The organism is [Actinomadura] parvosata subsp. kistnae (assembly GCF_900323885.1).
In the GTDB taxonomy this organism is placed as follows: Bacteria; Actinomycetota; Actinomycetes; order Streptosporangiales; family Streptosporangiaceae; genus Nonomuraea; species Nonomuraea composti.
In genome coordinates this window covers 803493-820952 of sequence record NZ_OOHJ01000015.1, presented here as the reverse complement: position 1 = coordinate 820952, position 17460 = coordinate 803493, and the positions used below count along the sequence as shown (strand labels likewise).

The window sequence follows — 17460 nt, the reverse complement described above, 5'->3', positions numbered from 1 at the left end:
GGGCGGATTCCCGTGCAACTGTAACCGAAAGCGCTTGCGAAAGCGCTTTCGCTCAGCCTCTTCTGACGGGGGTCTCCTCGATGGCAAGAGTTCGCAAGGGCCTGACGATCATCTCCATCTGCGCACTGGCGCTCACCGCGTGCGCGAAGACCGACGAACCCGGCGCGGCCCAGCCGCCGGGACAGCAGCGGGGGCCGGTCAGGATCGGCATCTCGCTCCCGCTCACGGGCGACTTCTCCGAGCCGGGCAAGGGCATCCAGGAGGGCTACCAGGTCTGGGCGGACCGGGTGAACGCCAAGGGCGGCCTGCTCGGCAGGAAGGTCGAGCTGATCTTCCGTGACGACGCCTCCGACCCCAACCGGGTCAGCTCCGACTACGAGTCCCTCATCACGCAGGACAAGGTCGACCTGGTCTTCGGGCCGTTCTCCTCGCGCCTGGTGATCCCCGCGGCGAAGGTCGCCGAGTCGTACGGCATGCTGTTCGTGGAGCCGGCCGGGGCCGCGGCCGAGGTGTTCGAGCAGGGCTTCAAGCGGCTGTTCTACGCGGCGCCCGCCATCGCGAGCGACCACTACAACTACCTGGCCGACTACCTGACGAAGCTGCCGCCCGGCAAGAGGCCGAAGACGGCGGCGTACGCGAGCCTCGACGACCCGTTCGCGCAGGGCACCGCGTACGGGCTGCGCGACAAGCTGGCCGCGGCCGGCGTCAAGACCGTCGTGGACGAGGTGTACCCGCCGGAGACCACCGACTTCGCCCCCATCGCCGCCAAGATCGCCGCCGCGAAGCCGGACGTGGTGGTGGGCGGCACCCAGTTCGAGGACTCGGTGGGGCTGGTGCGGGCGCTGCAGGAGCTGAAGGTGCAGCCGAAGCTGGCGGCGTTCTCGACGGGGCCGACGCTGGCGGAGTTCCCCGCCGCGGTGAAGGGGGCGGCCGAGCACATCCTCTCGCCGGTCGGCTGGTCGGCCACCGCGACGTTCACCGGCAACCAGGAGCTGGTCAAGCGCTACAAAGAGCTGTTCGGCGGCGACGCCAACGAGGACGCGGCCAACGGCTACACCGTCGGCCAGATCGTCGAGGCCGCCGTGACCGCCGTCAAGTGCGTCGATCCCACCAAGGAGTGCCAGGACAAGCTGGCCCAGCACATCGGGCAGGCCACGTTCGACACGGTCGTGGGGCCGCTGTCCTTCGACGACAAGGGCCGGCCCGAGCAGGCGCACATGATCCAGCAGTACGTCGACGGCAAGATCGAGATCGTCCTGCCGGAGCAGGCCAAGACCGCCGACCTCGTCTACCCGAAGCGGCCCTGGTGAGCCTCGTCCTCCAGGGGCTGGCCCTGGGCGTGCTGACCGGCGGGCTCTACGCCCTGCTCGCCTCGGGCCTGTCGCTGTACTTCGGCGTGATGCGGGTGGTCATGGTGGCGCACCCCGCGTTCCTGTTCCTGGCCGCCTACCTCACCTACACCGTGCACACCACGCTCGGCGTGGACCCGTTCCTGGCGCTGCCGGTCATCGTGCCGCTCTTCTTCGGGCTGGGCGTGGCGGTGCAGCGGCTGCTCATCGCCCGGCTCGCGCCGGACAACCTGGCGATGATGTCGGTATTGCTGACGTTCGGGATCGCGCTGACGATCGAGGGGCTGCTCGGGACGTTCTACACGGGCTCCTACAAGTCGGTCAGCATGGAGTACGCCACCCGGTCGCTCACGATCGGCGGCGTGCACCTCCCGTACGACAAGATCATCGCCTTTGGGGTGGCGGCGCTGACCCTCGCCGTGCTGTTCGCCGTGCTCGTCAAGAGCCGGTTCGGGCAGGCGCTGCGGGCCACCATCCAGCACCGCGAGGCGGCCAGGCTGGTCGGCGTGCCGACCGAGCGCGTCGCCGGGTACGGCTTCGGCGTGGGCCTGGCCACCGCCGCCGTGGGCGGCACCGTGCTCGCGCTGATCACCCCGTTCTTCCCCGCCTCGCACTGGGTGTGGATCGGCAAGCTCATGGCCGTCATCGTGGTCGGCGGCCTGGGCAGCGTGGCCGGCGCCGCGCTGGCCGCCGTCGTGCTCGGGATGGTCGAGGGCGTCGTGCTGGTCACCGTGGACGCCACCTGGGCCACGATGATGTTCTACGTCTTCCTCTTCCTGACCCTGCTCGTGCGCCCCCAGGGATTCTTCGGAGGCCGGCTTGCACACCGTTTCTAGGGTCCTGCCGCTGCTGCTTGCCGCGCTGGCGATCGCCTACCCGTGGGCGGTGCCCAACTACTACCTGGTGTACGCGGGCGCCCTGACCGTCATGTACGCCGCCATGTCCACCTCCTGGAACCTGCTGGGCGGCTTCACCGGCTACGTCTCGCTCGGCCACTCGGCGTTCTTCGGCCTCGGCGCGTACGGCACCGGCCTGCTCGTCGTCCGTCTCGGCGTGCCGTGGGCGGTGGCCCTGCTCGTCTCGGCGCTGCTGGTCACGGTGTTCGCCGTGGGCGTCGGCATCGCGGCGGTACGCGTGCGCGGCGCCTCGTTCGTGATCGTGTCGCTGGCGCTGGTGTCCATGATGAACCTCGTCGTGCAGGGCTGGCGCTCCCTGACCGGCGGCTCCACCGGCCTCCAGGTGCCCTCGCCGTTCCCCGGCCTGCACCGCGGCCAGACGCACATCGTGTTCTTCTACCTGTTCCTGGCGCTGCTCGCGCTCGCGCTGCTGTCCTGGTGGTACGTCTCCCGCTCCCGCTTCGGCGCGGGCCTGCGGGCCATCAGGGAGGACGAGGACAAGGCCGAGTCGCTGGGCGTGCCCACCGCGGCGTACAAGGTGGCGGCCTTCGCCCTGTCCGCCCTGTTCGTGGCGCTGGCCGGCGGGCTCTACGCGCTCTGGTTCGGCAGCCTCGACCCGATCTTCGTCTTCTCGATCCTGATCGCCTCCTTCATGGTGCTCATGAGCCTGCTCGGCGGCGTCCGGCACCTGTACGGGCCGCTGCTGGGCGCGCTCATCGTGGCCCCGGCGGGGGAGTACTTCCTGATCGCGCTGGGCGAGACGCAGATCCACCTGACCGCGACCGGCCTGGTGCTGGTGCTGGTCGTGTTGTTCATGCCGGACGGCATCCTGGCCCGCTTCACCCGCCGCCGGGCCGGGCCCTCCATCCCGGACGAGAGCGCCGGCCAGAGACTCCAGGGGGTGACGCGGTGAGCCTGCGCACCGAAGGGCTGACGAAGGCGTTCGGCGGCGTGCTGGCCGTGAACGGCGCCACCGTCGAGCTGCGCGACGGCGCCGTCAACGGCCTGATCGGGCCGAACGGCTCCGGCAAGACCACGTTCTTCAACATCGTCACCGGCCTGGTCAGGCCCGACTCGGGGCGGGTGCTCTACCGCGACCGCGACATCACCCGGCACGCGCCGCACCGTATCGCGCACGCCGGCATCGGCCGCACCTTCCAGCTCTGCCGGATCTTCCCCCGCCTGACCGTGCTGGAGAACATGCTGGTCGCCGTCCGCCGCACCCGGCTGCGCGAGCTGCTGGCCGGGCTGCGCGACAAGGGAGAGGTCGAGCGGGCCCGCCACTGGCTGCGCCGCATGGGCATCGAGCACCTGGAGGACGCCGAGGCGCGCGACCTGTCGTACGGGCAGCAGAAGCTGCTCGAACTGGCCGCCGTCCTCATGGCCGAGCCGGACCTGGTGCTGCTCGACGAGCCGGCCGGCGGCGTCAACCCGGCGCTGATCGACCGGATCGCGGCCCTCGTCCGCGAGCTCAACGCGGAGGGCCGCACGTTCCTCGTCGTCGAGCACAACATGGACATGGTGATGGGCATGTGCGACCACGTGATCGTCTTCGACCGCGGCGCGCCCATCGCGGCCGGCCCGCCGGCGCTGATCAGGCAGGACCCGCGCGTGCTGGAGGCGTACCTCGGTGTCTGAAGTGGTGCTGTCCCTGGAGGACGTCGTGGCCGGCTACGGCCGGGCCGCCCCCGTGCTGCGCGGGCTGACCGTGCCCGTCCGCGCCGGCGAGGTCGTCTGCCTCGTCGGCCCGAACGGCGCCGGCAAGTCCACCGCGCTCAAGGTCGCCAGCGGCCTGCTCGCCCCCCGCTCCGGCCGCGTGCTCCTGGACGGCCGCGACGTGACCGGCCTGCCGCCGCAGCGCCTGCTCGCCCTCGGGCTGGCGCACGTGCTGCAGGGCCACAGCGTCTTCCGCGAGATGACCGTGGCCGAGAACGTCCGGCTCGGCGGCTACACCGTCCGCGACCAGGCCCGCCTGAACGCCCGCATCGAGGCGGTCAAGGAGCTGTTCCCCGTCGTGGGGGAGCGGTGGGGCAGCATGGCGGGGCTGCTGTCGGGCGGGCAGCAGAAGCAGGTCGAGTTCGCGCGGGCCCTGATGCTGGAGCCGTCGGTGGTGCTGCTGGACGAGCCGTCCATGGGCCTCGACCCGCGCAACACGCAGGTCGTCTTCGACCGGATCGACCTCATGCGCCGGACGGGCGTCGCGGTGCTCCTGGTGGAGCAGAACGCCCGCCGGGCCCTGGAGATGGCGGATCTGGGATGTGTCCTGGACCTGGGCCGGGTGCACATCTCGGGCCCGGCCCGCGAGCTGGCCGCCGACCCCCGCCTGGGCCGCCTGTACCTGGGCGGCGCCCCCGCTAGCTAGCCGCCGGCACGCGTACGCGCTTCCTGAACACCCAGTACGTCCACCCCTGGTAGGCCAGCACGAACGGCAGCGCGATCAGCCCGATCCAGGTCAGCATGCTCAGCGTGTACGGCGCCGACGCCGCCTCGGCCAGGGTCAGCCCCGGCAGCGGCCGGACCCGCAGCTCCATGAAGACCGCGAGCGTGGCCAGCACGATCGCGCCCGCCGTGGCCGCGAACGCCCAGCCCTCCCGGCGGCGCCAGATCAGGGCGGTGGCCGCGGCGAGGGCGGCCATGGAGACGAGGGCCGGGACGGTGCCGAGGCTCGACAGGGCGGCGACGGCGACCGGGATCGTCACGCCGCCGGCGATCATGGCGGCGGTGCGGGCGCGGCGGCGTACCGGGCCGGTGGTCTTCAGCGCGAGGAACACCGCGCCGTGCAGGACGCACACGGCCAGCGTGAACGCGCCGCCCACCAGGGCCGCGAGCGGGCCGTCGAACAGCAGGCCGGCGAAGACCGAGCCCCACAGGAACGCCGGCAGCGCGCTGCCCACCACGATGCCGAGGTCGCACCAGAGCGGGTCGTCCACCTTGCCGCGCCACTCCAGGCCGACGCCGCGCACGATGAGCCCCACGAGGACCAGCACCACGGGCAGGTAGAACGCGCTGAACAGGCCCGCGTACCAGGCGGGGAAGGCGGCGAACATGGCGCCGACCGCGGTGATCAGCCACACCTCGTTGCCGTCCCAGACGGGGCCGATGGTCTGCAGGGCGGCGCGCTGCTCGGCGGCGTTCCTGCTGACCAGCGGCGCCAGCATGCCGACGCCGAAGTCGAAGCCTTCGAGGACGAAGTAGCCGGTCCAGAGGAAGGCGATGATGACGAACCACAACTCGATCATGGGGGGCTCCTCAGTACATCAGGGACGGCTCGCGCGGCGCCTCGGCCGCCTGGACCGGCGCCCGCTCCTCGACGCCCTTGCGGACGTGCCGGGCCAGCAGCACGGTCTCGGCGACGGCGAGCGCGCCGTACAGAAGCGTGAAGATCGTCAGGGACGTGGCCACCTCGGCCACCGAGACGCCCGGTGACACGCTGGAGGCGGTCAGCAGCTCGCCCGCGACCGTCCAGGGCTGGCGGCCGATCTCGCTGAGCAGCCAGCCGGCGATCACCGCGGCCAGCGGGAGCGGCAGCGCGAGCAGCATCGCCCGCGACAGCCACGCGGGGAACGGCCGCCTGCGGCGGGTCAGCCACAGGCCCAGCACCGACAGGCCGACCGTGGCCAGGCCGAACACGATCATCACGCGGAACGACCAGAAGACGACGGTGCCGTCGGGGCGGTAGTCGCCGGGGCCGAACTGCTGCTCGAAGCGCCGCTGGAGGTCCTCGGTGCCCTGGACGGGGGCCTCGAAGTCGTAGGTGGACAGGAAGCTGAGCAGCTTCGGGATCTCGATGCCGGGGACGACGCTGAACCCGGCGCCCTGCGTGTCGTGCTCCAGGCCCTCGGCGGCGGCCAGCTTCATGGGCTGCTGCTCGTACATGAGCTTGGCGGAGTGGTCGCCGGTGCCCGCGACGACCGCCCCCGCGATCGCCGTCATGAGCAGCGCGGCGCGGGCGGCGCGGCGCCACATCTCGGCGCGCGTGCGCAGCAGCCAGTAGCCGCACACGGCGAGCACGAAGCCGCCCGCCACCACGAACGAGCCCGCGATGACGTGCGGGACCTGGGCGAGCGCGGTGGAGTTGGTGAGCACCGCCCACAGGTCGGTCATCCTGGCCCGGCCGTCCACGACCTCGTAGCCGACGGGGTGCTTCATCCAGGCGTTGGCCGCGAGGATGAAGTAGGCCGACAGGTTGGAGCCGATGGCCGCCGCCCAGATGGTCGCCAGGTGCACCTTCTTCGGCAGCCGGTCCCAGCCGAAGATCCACAGCCCGAGGAACGTGGACTCCATGAAGAAGGCCAGCAGCGCCTCCATGGCCAGCGGCGCCCCGAAGACGTCGCCGACGAACGTGGAGTACTCGCTCCAGTTCATCCCGAACTGGAACTCCTGCACGATGCCGGTGACCACGCCCATGGCGAAGTTGATCAGGAACAGCTTGCCGAAGAACTTCGTCAGCTTCAGGTACTGCTCGTTGCCGGTGCGGTGCCACGCGGTCTGCAGGCCGGCCACGAAGATCCCGAGCCCGATGGTCAAGGGCACGAACAGAAAGTGGTACACGGTGGTCACCCCGAACTGCCACCGCGCGAGATCAAGTGCGTCCATGCTCCCCGTCGTCTCCCTGAGCTCTACAAGCCGTAGTACATCTACTTCCAGTAGTACTACAGCCTGTAGAGCAACGCGATGCGAGCTTGGTCACATCGCCTGTGCTGGTCGTTCTTACGAGGATCCCGCGCGGGGGTCCGCCGGCGCGTCACCCGCCCGGCTGATCGTCAGGTACGCCGCCCGGAGGAGTCGGCCCGGAGAGGTCGGCCCGGTGGAGTCAGTGCGGGGGAGTCAGCGCGGCTGAGCCGCGGCCAGGTACGCCTGGAGGTCGCCCAGCTCGTAGCCCCGGCGCTTGATCTTGTTCACCAGGATCCGGAAGTCCCTGGCCAGGTTGGGGCGGAAGTGCAGGAGCAGGATGTCGCCGGGGCGCAGCTTCTTGTCGGGCACCTGGTAGGCGATCTTGCCGCCGGGCTGCACGGTGGCGGTCCACAGCAGCACCGCCGACATGCCGCAGCTCTTGGCCGCTCTGAGCGTGTCGGCGTTGTAGTTGCCGAACGGCGGCCTGAACAGGGTGGGCCGCGTGCCGATCTCCTTGCCGATCAGCTTGGCCGCGGCGCAGATCTCGCGGCGCTGGGCCGGGTAGCCGAGCAGGCGCAGGTTCGGATGGGTGAGGGTGTGGTTCTCGACGGGCACCCCGGCATCACGAAGTTGCCGGAAATATCCCCATTTACCGGCGCCGATGAAGCGGGCCGGGCCGCCCGACTCGTCCGGTGTGCCCTTGGCCTCGACGGCGTCGCGCATGGCGAACGCGGTGATCGGGATGCGCTGGTCGCGTACCTGCCGGACGAAGCCGGGATCCTGCTCCCAGCCGTCGTCGATGGTCAGGAAGACCACCTTCCGCTCGGTGGGGATCGAGCTGATCACCGGCGGGAGGCCGCCGGTGCGGGGGATCGGGCGCACCTCCCCCTTGCGCGGCTTGACGCCCGGCGGGCCCGACGGCACGGGAGTCCGTTCAGGGGCTTTCGCGGTGGTGGCGGGCGCCTCGGGGCCGGGGCGGGAGGCGGTCTCGGCGGGAGCGCAGGCCGCCAGCGCCAGCACGCACGCCACACCGATCACCCCGCGTCCCCTGAACATGGAGCACCATCTTGCCAGCCTTCGTGAGTCGTTGCCCTTATCCACGCGGTCCGCGCTGCTTAGAGTGGCCGCATGAAACTGGCGGGCAGTGCCGAGATCGGCGCGGACAGGCAGCGGGTGTGGGCGGCGCTCAGGGACCCGGCGGTGCTGGTGCGCACCCTTCCCGGGTGCGAGCGGCTGGAGGAGACCGGGCCGGACACGTACCGGATGACGATCAACGCGGGCGTGGGCTCGATCAAGGGCGTCTACCAGGGCGAGGTGGCGCTGTCCGACCCGCTGGAGCCCGAGAGCTTCACGCTCAAGGCCCGCGGGCAGGGCGCGCCCGGCACGGTGGACGCCACCGTCCTCGTCCGGCTGAGCGAGGCCGGCGCCGGCACCCGCGTCGACTACGAGGCCGAGGCCGTGGTCGGCGGCATGATCGGCGGGGTGGGGCAGCGCATGCTCGGCTCCGTGGCCAAGCGGACGGCGGGCGAGTTCTTCTCCGCGGTCGAGCAGCACCTGACGGCCCCGACCACCGCTGAACCCGCCGCCGAGGTGGCCGCCGCCCCGGCGGCCGCGGGCGCTTCCGAGGCCGCCGGCCTCCCCGCAGCGCAGGGTGCGGTCTTCGAGCGGCCGGCCAGGAAGCACACCGAGACCCGCCCGTGGGTGATGCTGGCGGCGTTCGGCATGGGGGCCGGCGTCGCGCTCGGCGGCGTCACGCTCGGCTGGCTGCTCGGGCGCGGGTCACGCCGCCGCGGCGCATGACGTTGGTGGCCTCCGGGACTCTCGCGGAAAAGGATCTCCCGGCGTAGCGTGGCGGTATGCGGCAGGCACACGCTGAAGACGCACGGACCGAGGCCAGACGAGTCGTACGCAACCTGCTGGGCGAGGAGCGCCCGACGGCCGAGATCCTGATCGGTGACGTGCGTCCCGTGCTCGGCGACGAGCGTACGGACCGCACGCTGGAGCTGGCACTCGGCGCCCAGCTCACCAGGCGCTCGGCCGAGCTGGCCGCCATCGCCGCGCTGCTGGTCGGCACCCGCGAGCTGGGCGAGAGCTGGTGGTCCACGCCCAGGGGCGGCAAGCTGCCCGCGCCCGACGAGGTGGTGCGCACGGCGATCGCCATCGAGCCGTGGACCGACCTGACCGCGCTGGAGATGCTGGCGGCATGGGTCGCCGACGACGCCGCCGACCAGATGTGGGGCGCGCCCGTCGCCCAGGTGGATCTCAACTCCTGGCAGGCCGAAGACCGCTTCGACCTGCCGCCCGGCGCCAAGCCGGGGCAGCGCCTCGTCGTGCACTTCGACGCCGGCGGACGGCTCGACGCGGTCGTCGCCCGGCGCGCCGACGAGGAGCTGGGCTCCAACCTCGACTTCCACTCCCTGCGTTACTCGCGGCCCGCCGAGGCGCAGTGGAGCTGGGGCGTCGCCGCCGGGCTCGGCCCGCACCGGCTGCCCGGCGAGAGCCCCGACCCGTACGCCCGCGGGGTGCCCGCCGAGGCGGCCGGCATCCTGCGCGCCTGGGCGATGCGGCACGGCGCCACCCTCGAGCAGCTCGGCGAGCGGTGGGAGACGGTCGGCGACGTGGTGGCGGCCATCGAGCGGGTCGACTGGATGTGGCGCAGCGGCGAGTGGTTCGGCTGGTGGCGGGGGGCGTCGGCGCTGGTGGACGACTCGGCGTACCTGCCGTACCGGCTGGAGGAGCTGGCCGCCGGCTGACTTCGAGGAATCCGGGGTGGCGTGCCCGGGTTGTCCTCGTACATGAAGGTCGAGATTTTCTCTGATGTCGTGTGCCCCTGGTGTTACATCGGGCACGCGCGGTTCGGCCGGGCGGCCGAGAAGTTCCGGGCCAAGGGCGGCACGATCGAGGTGACGATGCGGCCGTTCCAGCTCAACCCCGACGCCCCGAGCGAGGGCGAGCCGCTGATCCCGGCGCTGCAGCGCAAGTTCGGGCCGAACGCCGGGCAGATGGTCGAGCGGGTCGTCGGCGCCGCTGCCGCCGAGGGCCTGGAGATGCACTACGACAAGGCCGTCAACGCCTCCACGTTCGAGGCGCACCGGCTGATCGAGGTGGCCGGTCGCCAGGGGCTCGGCCAGGAGATGGCCGAGCGGCTGTTCCGCGCGTACTTCGCCGAGGGCCGCAACGTCGCCGACGCGGGCGTCCTGGGCGAGCTGGCCGCCGAGGTGGGCGTGCGCGACTCGGGCGAGGGCGCCGAGGAGGTGCGCGAGCAGCTGGCGCGGGCGCGCTCGCTCGGCATCTCCGGGGTGCCGCTGTTCTTGTTCGAGGGCAAGTACGCCGTGTCGGGCGCGCAGCCGGAGGACGCCTTCACCGCCGCCATCGACGAGGTGGCCGAACGCACCGGCCAGACGCCGATCACCCGGCTCGGGGGGCAGGGCGACGGCTGCGACGACGGGTACTGTGCCGTCTGATCGCGCCGGTGATGGGACAATCACAAGGTGTCCAGTCGCAGCCTTGCCTACCTGCTCAAGCACGCCAACGCGCGGTTGTCGGACCTGATGGGCCCCGCGCTGGAGCCGTGCGGCATCGACAGCCGCGAGTACGGCGTGCTGTCGGTGCTGGGCAGGTCCGAGCCGATGTCGCAGCTCGAGGCGGCCCAGCGCATGGGCATCGACCGCACGACGATGGTCGCCATGGTCGACGGGCTGGAGCGCAAGGGGCTCGTCGGGCGCCGCCCGCACCCCGCCGACCGGCGCAAGAACATCGTGGAGCCGACCGAACGCGGCCGTGAGGTGCTGGCCGAGGCCGGGCGGCTGGTGGCGGCGGCGGAGGAGGAGTTCCTGGCGCCGCTGCCGGACGCCGACGCCCGGCAGCTCAGAGACGCGCTCGAACGCCTGATCCCGCCGCGTTCAGACGGCTGACCCGCGACATCGGGGCTCCGTCGCGTTCAGACGGCTGACCCGCGACATCGGGCTCCGCCGCGTTCAGACGGCTGACCTCATGCCGGACGTTTCCGTGCCGGCGCCCTCGCCGAGCTGGCCGGCGCGGTGGTGGCGACGGCAGAGCACCTGGTAACGCACGGGCGCGTCATCGGTGTCGCCGATCACGACCTGCTCGCCCGTACGCGCCATCGCCCCGCCCACGACCCTGGCGTTGAGCCGGCCCGGCCGTCCGCACCAGCACAGCACCTCGACCTGCAGCCGGCACACCTCGTCGGCCAGCTCGAACAGCCGCTGCGCCGCCGGGAACATCACCGACCTGAAGTCGGAGGCCAGCCCGAACGCGTAGACGTCCACGCCGTAGGAGTCCACCAGGTCGGCGAGCTGCTCGATCTGCTCCACGGTGTAGAAGCACGCCTCGTCGCAGATCAGGTAGTCGATGCGGTCGTGCCCGGCCACCAGCCCGACCAGGTCGAGTGAGTCCTCCACCTCGATCGCCTCCAGCCCGAGCCCGATCCGGCTGGTCACCTTCGGCCCTCCGGAGCGGTCGTGCTTGGTCAGCACCAGGCCCCGCCTGCCCTGCCGCCGATGGTTGTAGTTCATCTGGAGCGCCAGCGTGGACTTCCCGCAGTCCATGGGGCCGAAGTAGAACTTCAGTACGGCGTCTCGGGCGCCCGGCGGCACGGCAGACAAGGCAGACAGTTCGGTCACGGCCCGCCAGCTTAGTGGCTTGGCTTGTTCCATGACCTCGTGGGACATTTCTCCCCTGTAGTTGTTCAGGAGGAATCTGTGGTCACCGACAAACCGCCGTCCGAGCCGTCGCCGCTGGAGGCGCTGATGAGGCAGGACGACCTCACGGCGGCCCAGGCGGACGCCACCCGCTGGCGTTACGGCTTCCTCGTCGTCGTGGCGGGCATCCTCGCGCTCCTCGTGGCGTTCGGCGCCGCCGTGTTCGCCTCGGGGGAGTTCGCCGCGCTGTTCGCCGGTGTGGCGGGGGTGATCGGTACCATTATCGGGGCTTACTTCGGGGTCCAGGCCGGCCAGTCCGGCAAGGCCCGGGTCGAGGCCGAGCTCGCCAGGACGCAGGAGATGGTGGTACGCCTGGCGGCCTACGTGGGCCCCACGAACGCGCCACGAGTCATCGACGAAGTGCTCGGCCGTCGCCGGAGCTGAGGAGCCATGCGTAGCGTGCGTATCGGAGTGGACACCGGAGGAACCTTCACCGACGTGGTCGCGGTGGACGAGCAGACCGGTGAGATCCTCACGACCAAGACCCCCTCGACCCCGGCGAACCCGGCCGACGGGTTCCTCGCGGGCATCGAGAAGCTCGGCCGCCTCGATGTCGCCGCCATCGTGCACGGCACCACCGTGGCCACGAACCGGCTGCTGGAGGACCGGATCGAGAACCTCGGGTTCATCACGACCGAGGGGTTCGAGTTCGTCCTGGAGATCGCCAGGCAGAGCGTGCCCGACGGCTACGGCAACTCCTACTTCTGGGTCAAACCGCCCAGGATCGTGCCCGTGCACCTCGTCAAGACCGTCGGCGGGCGGCTCGACCACCTGGGCAACGAGGTGCGCCCGTTCTCCGAGGAGCAGGCCGTCGAGGTGGCCCGCTGGTTCCGGGCGAAGGGCATCACCGCGATCGGGGTCTGCTTCCTGCACTCCTACGCCAACCCCGAGCACGAGCGCCGCATGCGCGAGGTGCTGTGGCGCGAGCACCCGGAGGCGGTGATCTCGCTGTCCAGCGACGTGCTGCGCGAGTACCGCGAGTACGAGCGCTCGGTCACCACCCTCGTCGACGCCGCCGTCAAGCCGGCGATGCGCAGTTACATCGCGACCCTGTCGAACCGGCTCGGCATGCCGTTCTCCGTGATGAAGTCGAACGGCGGCGTCCTGTCGGCCCGCGAGGTCGTCAACCAGCCCATCACCACCGTCCTGTCCGGCCCGGCGGCCGGCGCGCTGGGGGCGGCGCTGATCGCCGCCACCGCCGGCCACAAGCAGGTGATCACGCTGGACGGCGGCGGCACCTCCACCGACGTGGCCGTGGTGATCGACGGCGAGCCCTCCATCACCACCGAGGGCTCCGTCGGCCGCTACCCGTGCAAGATCCCGATGATCGACATCATCACGGTCGGCGCGGGCGGCGGCTCGGTCGCGTGGATCTCGCCCGAAGGCACGCTCAAGGTGGGGCCGCGCTCGGCGGGCGCCGACCCCGGCCCCCTCTGCTACGGCAAGGGCGGGACCGAGGTGACGGTGACGGACGCGCACGTGTTCCTCGGCCGCATCCCGCCGCACCTGCTCGGCGGGGAGATCCCGCTCGACGTCGACGCCGCCCGTACCGGCATCCAGGCCCTGGCCGACAAGCTCGGCCTCACCCCCGAGCGCACGGCGACCGGCATCCTGGAGATCAGCGCGTTCAACCAGAGCAACGCGATCCGGCAGCTCACCGTCAAGCGCGGGCTCGACGTGCGCGACTTCCCGCTGGTGACGTTCGGCGGGTCGGGGCCGCTGCTGGCGTGCCGGCTGATCGACATCCTCGGCCTGCCGTCGGTGCTCATCCCGCGCGACCCCGGCAACGTCTCGGCGTTCGGGCTGCTCACGGTGGACGTCAAGAACGACTACGTCCGGACGTACGTCACCCGCGACCTCTCGCTCGGCAAGGCCGTCGAGATCTTCCACGACCTGGAGCATCAGGCGGGCGAGGCACTCGACCGCGAGGGCTTCGACGACCCCGTCTACCAGCGCAGCGCCGACCTGCGGTACTACGGCCAGGCGTACGAGGTGCGGGTGCCCGCCCCGGCGGGCGAGATCGACGAGGACTGGCACGCCGAGGTGCTCTCCCGCTTCCACGACGCCCACGAGAAGCTGTACGGCTACGCCTACCGCGACGACCCGCGCCACGGCGTCGAATGGGTGAACCTGCGCGTCTCCGGCATCGGCCCCATCACCCGCCCGGTCATCCGCCGCCTGGAGAAGGCCGGCGAGGGCGCCACGTCGGTGCGTCCCGTGCACTTCGACGAGACCCGCGACACCCCGATCCACCAGCGCGCCGCCCTCGGCCCCGGCGCGACCGTGCACGGGCCCGCCGTGATCGAGGAGTACGGCTCGACGATCCCGATCCACCCCGGCTTCACCGCCAAGCTCGACGAATACGGAAATGTGGAGATAAGTCGTGACTGATCCCATCCTGGTGGAGATCGTCGAAGGGACACTCGCCTCCGTCGAGAAGGAGGTCGAGACCGCCATCGCCCGCACCGCCCGCTCGCCGATGATCCGCGACGCCCACGACTTCCGCGCCGGCATCCACGACGCCCGGCTGCGCAAGCTCACCGGCCGCTCCTACAGCGCGCTCGTCCAGCCGATCGTGCGCGACTTCCCCATCGAGACCATGAAGCCCGGCGACGTCTACTTCCACAACGACGTCTACCTCTCAGAAGGCGGCATCGGCCACCTGCCCGACCTGTGCGTCACCGTCCCCGTCTTCCACGAGGGCGAGGTCGTCGCCTTCGTGCAGGCGTTCGGCCACCACGACGACATCGGCGGCTCCGTGCCCGGCTCCATGCCCTCGCACGCCCGCTCCGTCTACGAAGAGGGCCTGATGGTCCCGCCGATCAAGCTGTGGGACCAGGGCGTGCCCAACGAGGCCGCGCTGCGGATCATGACCCGCAACTCCCGCATGCCCGACTCCCTCGCCGGCGACCTCGACGCCGAATGCTCCGCCTGCCTCATGGGCGCCCGGCGGCTCGGCGAGCTGTTCGACCGCTACGGCAAGCAGGCCGTCGAGGAGTGCTTCGACGCGATCATCGCCAAGACCACCGAGACCTTCCGCAGGGAACTGCTCGCCAAGATCCCCGAAGGCACGTACGTGTGGGAGGACTACGCCGAGCACGACGGCGTGGACGAGCCCCGCCTGCACGCCCAGCGCATCACCCTCACCGTCGACCACGCCGCCGACGCCCCGCTCACCATCGACTTCACCGGCACCTCACCCCAGGCCAAGGGCCCCATCAACCACGCCGGCGACTACGCGGGCGGCGTCTTCCTCAAGAAGTGGCTCGCCCCGGTGCTGCGCAACCTCGCCGACACCCCCGAACGCATGGCCGAGCTGGACGTGAACGAGGGAGTGGTGCCCCTCATCAAAATGATCTTCCCCGAGAAGGGCACCCTCCTCACCCCCGTCTTCCCCGCTCCCACCAACGCCCGAACGTTCGTCATCCTGCGCCTGCTCGGCGTCCTCGCCGGCGTCCTGGCCAAGGCCACCGGCGGCCGCATGCCCGCCGACCAGGAGACCATCCGCTACACCGGCGTCCACGGCATCGACGCCGACGGGCAGCCGTACCTCATGCGCGAAGTCCTCGGCGGCGGCTCCGGCGGCCGCTGGTACGCCGACGGCGAGGACACCATCCACATCGTCCCCGACTCCCGCAACATCCCCGTCGAGTTCGCCGAGGCCCGCTGGCCCTTCCGCGTCGAACGCCTCGCCCTGGCCTGCGACTCCGGCGGGCCCGGCATGTTCAGGGGCGGGCTCGGCTACGACAAGCACATCCGCATGCTGCGCGACGCCTCGTACATGTCGATCGCCGACCGCTCCATCCTGTCCTGCTGGGGCGTCAACGGCGGCCTCGCCGGCCGGCCCTTCCGCGTCGAGATCGCCGGCAAGGAAATGGAAGGCCTGGTCGACGACCACCCCGTGCAGGCCGGCGACCTCATCAGGATCCGCACCACCGGAGGCGGCGGCTGGGGCTCCCCGTACGACCGAGACCCGCGCGCCGTGGCCGCCGACGTCCGCGACGGCAAGGTGTCGATCGCTGGCGCGCTGGGCGACTACGGCGTGGTTTTGGACGGGGACCGCATCGACGAGCAGGGCACCGCCGAACTCCGCGCCCGCCTCCGACCCCCCGCCGACCGCTTCTTCGACCGGGGGCCCGGCTACGCGAAGCTCTCGGGAGGGAGGGCTTATGCGGAGGTGGACGAATTGTGAGGACTTAATCACGCTTCGTGTTTGCGAGGGCTAGCATGATCCCTCGTGATCCTCCCGTTCTCGGCGTATGTCGATGAGTCCATGGTGCTCGCGCGAAGCGTGTACCTGATGGCGGCCGTGCTCGTTGCTCCGCACCAGGCCGACCACTACCGCGCCGAGTTGCGCGGGCTGTTGCTGCACCGACAGCTGCGCCTGCACTGGCACGATGAGAACGACAAGCGCCGAACGCAGCTCATCGAGGCGGTGGCGGGGCTCCAGCCGACTGGCATCATCATTCTCGGCACCGGTCTCGATCCGAAGCGCCAGGAACGAGCGCGTCGGAAGTGTATGGAATGCCTGCTGTGGGAGTTGGGCGACCATCATGTGGTTGACGTGCTCTTCGAGCGTCGTGACAGTCTGCTCGACGGTCGGGATCGCAAGTTGATCGTCGCGTTGCAAGGTCGCCACGCGATGCCGCCACGGTTGCGTCTGTCGTGGAGCGATCCGGTGTTGGAGCCCTTGCTGTGGTTGCCGGACATTATCGCCGGAGCGAAGGTCCTCGCGGAGCGTGGTGATCCAAGATTCTGGAGCCAGTTGGAAGCCGGCATGCTGGTGCGGGAACAAGAGATCCAGTGAAAGCGCGAAGCCCGGGCTCCCGTCGTCCGGCGGGTCACCCGGGCCCACTTCCATCCCCCCCGTAGGAGGGCGGCCTGCTCTCACTGTACCCGGTCGCACACGAATAGTCACCTGGAAAGCGCGAAGCCCGGGCTCCTGTCAATTCCGGCAGTACACCCGGGCCCACTTCCATCCTCCCCGTAGGAAGGCGGCCTGCTGAAACCCTAGCGGTTACGGCTTGTCGAAGCTGGCGAAATACGTGGCCGCCATGTCCTCCTCCCCGTGCCCCTGCGCCTCCGCTCGCCGGAACCGTTCGCCGGCGGCGGCCACCACGTCGAGCCGGACCCCCACGGCCGCGCCGGCCTCGTGGATGAGCCGGGTGTCCTTCTCGGCGTTGCGGACGGTGAAGCTGGGGGTGAAGTCGCCCTCCAGGATGGCCTTCGCCTTGGCCTGGAAGTAGGCGGAATCCATGGGGCCGCCCGTGACGACCTGGCGGACGAGGTCGGGGTCGAGCCCGAGGCCCTGGGCGAGCGAGAGCGATTCGGCGACGACGGCGGTGAGGGAGATGCCGTAGCTGACGGTGGCCATCTTGAGCCGCGTGCCGGCCCCGGCCGGGCCGAGCCAGAGCGTGCGCTGCCCGAGCGCCCCGAAGACGGGCTCCAGCGCCTCCTGGGCCGTGTCGGGGCCGGAGGCGAGTATGACGAGCTTGCCCTGCTCGGCAGGCTGCCGGGTGCCCTGCACGGGCGCGTCCACGTACGTCAGCCCGTGCCGGTCCGCGAGGGCGGCGAGCCGGTCCGTGGCGGCCAGGCCGACGGTGCTCATCTGGGCCCACACCTGCCCGGCCCGGAGGACGGGGGCGGCGGCGGTGACGGCGTCGTGCACGGCGTCGCCGTCGCTGAGCATCGTGAGGATCACGTCGGCGCCCTCGACGGCCTCGGCGGGGGAGTGCGCGACCACCGCGCCGTCGGCCTCAAGGGGCAGGGCCTTGTCCCTGGTACGGTTCCACACGCTCACGCGCAGGCCGGCCCTGGCGAGGTTGCGGCCCATGGGCAGCCCCATGAGCCCTGTTCCGAGAAGTGCGACAGAAGTCATGC

18 protein-coding genes are annotated in these 17460 nt (G+C 71.1%); 13 read left to right on the top strand and 5 right to left on the bottom strand.

Annotation, left to right across the window (positions count from 1 at the left end; translation table 11 throughout):
* Nucleotides 1–80: 80 nt before the first annotated feature.
* Genes KIS93_RS18445 through KIS93_RS18425 form a run of 5 tightly spaced genes read left to right on the top strand, consistent with a single transcriptional unit; the run spans nucleotide 81 to nucleotide 4607 of the window.
* On the top strand, nucleotides 81–1310 hold the full coding sequence (locus KIS93_RS18445) for an amino acid ABC transporter substrate-binding protein (RefSeq protein WP_080036429.1): 1230 nt from the start codon (nucleotides 81–83) through the stop codon (nucleotides 1308–1310).
* On the top strand, nucleotides 1307–2185 hold the full coding sequence (locus KIS93_RS18440) for a branched-chain amino acid ABC transporter permease (RefSeq protein WP_222107516.1): 879 nt from the start codon (nucleotides 1307–1309) through the stop codon (nucleotides 2183–2185). Before KIS93_RS18445 ends, KIS93_RS18440 begins: the two co-directional genes overlap by 4 nt.
* The gene (locus tag KIS93_RS18435) at nucleotides 2169–3158 is read left to right on the top strand and encodes a branched-chain amino acid ABC transporter permease (RefSeq protein ID WP_186404301.1); all 990 of its coding nucleotides are present in this window, start codon (nucleotides 2169–2171) and stop codon (nucleotides 3156–3158) included. The genes KIS93_RS18440 and KIS93_RS18435 overlap by 17 nt, the downstream gene beginning before the upstream one ends.
* On the top strand, nucleotides 3155–3883 hold the full coding sequence (locus KIS93_RS18430) for an ABC transporter ATP-binding protein (RefSeq protein ID WP_080036430.1): 729 nt from the start codon (nucleotides 3155–3157) through the stop codon (nucleotides 3881–3883). Before KIS93_RS18435 ends, KIS93_RS18430 begins: the two co-directional genes overlap by 4 nt.
* A complete protein-coding gene (locus KIS93_RS18425; protein ID WP_222107515.1) occupies nucleotides 3876–4607 on the top strand; it encodes an ABC transporter ATP-binding protein in 732 nt (243 codons plus the stop codon). The genes KIS93_RS18430 and KIS93_RS18425 overlap by 8 nt, the downstream gene beginning before the upstream one ends.
* On the opposite strand, the gene cydB is transcribed toward KIS93_RS18425, so the two are convergent.
* The 3 genes from cydB to KIS93_RS18410 all read right to left on the bottom strand — a co-directional run bounded on the left by cydB (nucleotide 4600) and on the right by KIS93_RS18410 (nucleotide 7915).
* Nucleotides 4600–5484 carry a cytochrome d ubiquinol oxidase subunit II gene (gene cydB, locus KIS93_RS18420; RefSeq protein WP_080036431.1) on the bottom strand — a complete coding sequence of 295 codons (885 nt, stop codon included), beginning with the start codon at nucleotides 5482–5484 and terminating at the stop codon, nucleotides 4600–4602. The genes KIS93_RS18425 and cydB overlap by 8 nt on opposite strands.
* A 10-nt stretch (nucleotides 5485–5494) precedes the next feature.
* Nucleotides 5495–6841 (bottom strand): cytochrome ubiquinol oxidase subunit I, encoded by a 1347-nt coding sequence (locus KIS93_RS18415; protein WP_080036432.1) that lies wholly within the window; start codon nucleotides 6839–6841, stop codon nucleotides 5495–5497.
* Nucleotides 6842–7072: 231 nt separating this feature from the next.
* Nucleotides 7073–7915: a polysaccharide deacetylase family protein gene (locus KIS93_RS18410; RefSeq protein WP_080036433.1), complete on the bottom strand. Its 843-nt coding sequence runs from the start codon at nucleotides 7913–7915 to the stop codon at nucleotides 7073–7075.
* Between the two features lie 72 nt (nucleotides 7916–7987).
* On the opposite strand from KIS93_RS18410, the gene KIS93_RS18405 reads away from it, so the two are divergent.
* The 4 genes from KIS93_RS18405 to KIS93_RS18390 are packed head-to-tail and all read left to right on the top strand — an operon-like array spanning nucleotide 7988 to nucleotide 10773.
* Nucleotides 7988–8659, top strand: a complete 672-nt coding sequence (locus KIS93_RS18405; protein WP_080036434.1) for an SRPBCC family protein — start codon at nucleotides 7988–7990, stop codon at nucleotides 8657–8659.
* 56 nt (nucleotides 8660–8715) lie between these two features.
* Complete coding sequence (locus tag KIS93_RS18400; protein ID WP_080036435.1) at nucleotides 8716–9612, top strand: hypothetical protein; 897 nt, start codon at nucleotides 8716–8718, stop codon at nucleotides 9610–9612.
* Nucleotides 9613–9654: 42 nt separating this feature from the next.
* Nucleotides 9655–10323 carry a DsbA family oxidoreductase gene (locus tag KIS93_RS18395; RefSeq protein ID WP_080036436.1) on the top strand — a complete coding sequence of 223 codons (669 nt, stop codon included), beginning with the start codon at nucleotides 9655–9657 and terminating at the stop codon, nucleotides 10321–10323.
* 27 nt (nucleotides 10324–10350) lie between these two features.
* Nucleotides 10351–10773, top strand: a complete 423-nt coding sequence (locus KIS93_RS18390; protein WP_222107514.1) for a MarR family winged helix-turn-helix transcriptional regulator — start codon at nucleotides 10351–10353, stop codon at nucleotides 10771–10773.
* Between the two features lie 63 nt (nucleotides 10774–10836).
* On the opposite strand, the gene KIS93_RS18385 is transcribed toward KIS93_RS18390, so the two are convergent.
* Entirely contained in the window at nucleotides 10837–11502 is a 666-nt protein-coding gene (locus KIS93_RS18385) for a thymidine kinase (protein ID WP_222107513.1), read from the bottom strand.
* A 78-nt stretch (nucleotides 11503–11580) separates the two neighbouring features.
* Between KIS93_RS18385 and KIS93_RS18380 the strand changes: the two genes are divergently transcribed.
* The 4 genes from KIS93_RS18380 to KIS93_RS18365 are packed head-to-tail and all read left to right on the top strand — an operon-like array spanning nucleotide 11581 to nucleotide 16387.
* Complete coding sequence (locus KIS93_RS18380) at nucleotides 11581–11964, top strand: hypothetical protein (protein WP_080036437.1); 384 nt, start codon at nucleotides 11581–11583, stop codon at nucleotides 11962–11964.
* Nucleotides 11965–11970: 6 nt separating this feature from the next.
* A complete protein-coding gene (locus KIS93_RS18375; protein WP_080036438.1) occupies nucleotides 11971–13971 on the top strand; it encodes a hydantoinase/oxoprolinase family protein in 2001 nt (666 codons plus the stop codon).
* Complete coding sequence (locus tag KIS93_RS18370) at nucleotides 13964–15772, top strand: hydantoinase B/oxoprolinase family protein (protein WP_080036439.1); 1809 nt, start codon at nucleotides 13964–13966, stop codon at nucleotides 15770–15772. The genes KIS93_RS18375 and KIS93_RS18370 overlap by 8 nt, the downstream gene beginning before the upstream one ends.
* A gap of 45 nt (nucleotides 15773–15817) precedes the next feature.
* A complete protein-coding gene (locus KIS93_RS18365; RefSeq protein WP_080036440.1) occupies nucleotides 15818–16387 on the top strand; it encodes a hypothetical protein in 570 nt (189 codons plus the stop codon).
* Nucleotides 16388–16597: 210 nt separating this feature from the next.
* Here KIS93_RS18365 and KIS93_RS18360 read toward each other — a convergent pair whose 3' ends face one another.
* Complete coding sequence (locus tag KIS93_RS18360) at nucleotides 16598–17458, bottom strand: NAD(P)-dependent oxidoreductase (RefSeq protein WP_080036441.1); 861 nt, start codon at nucleotides 17456–17458, stop codon at nucleotides 16598–16600.
* Nucleotides 17459–17460 lie beyond the last annotated feature (2 nt).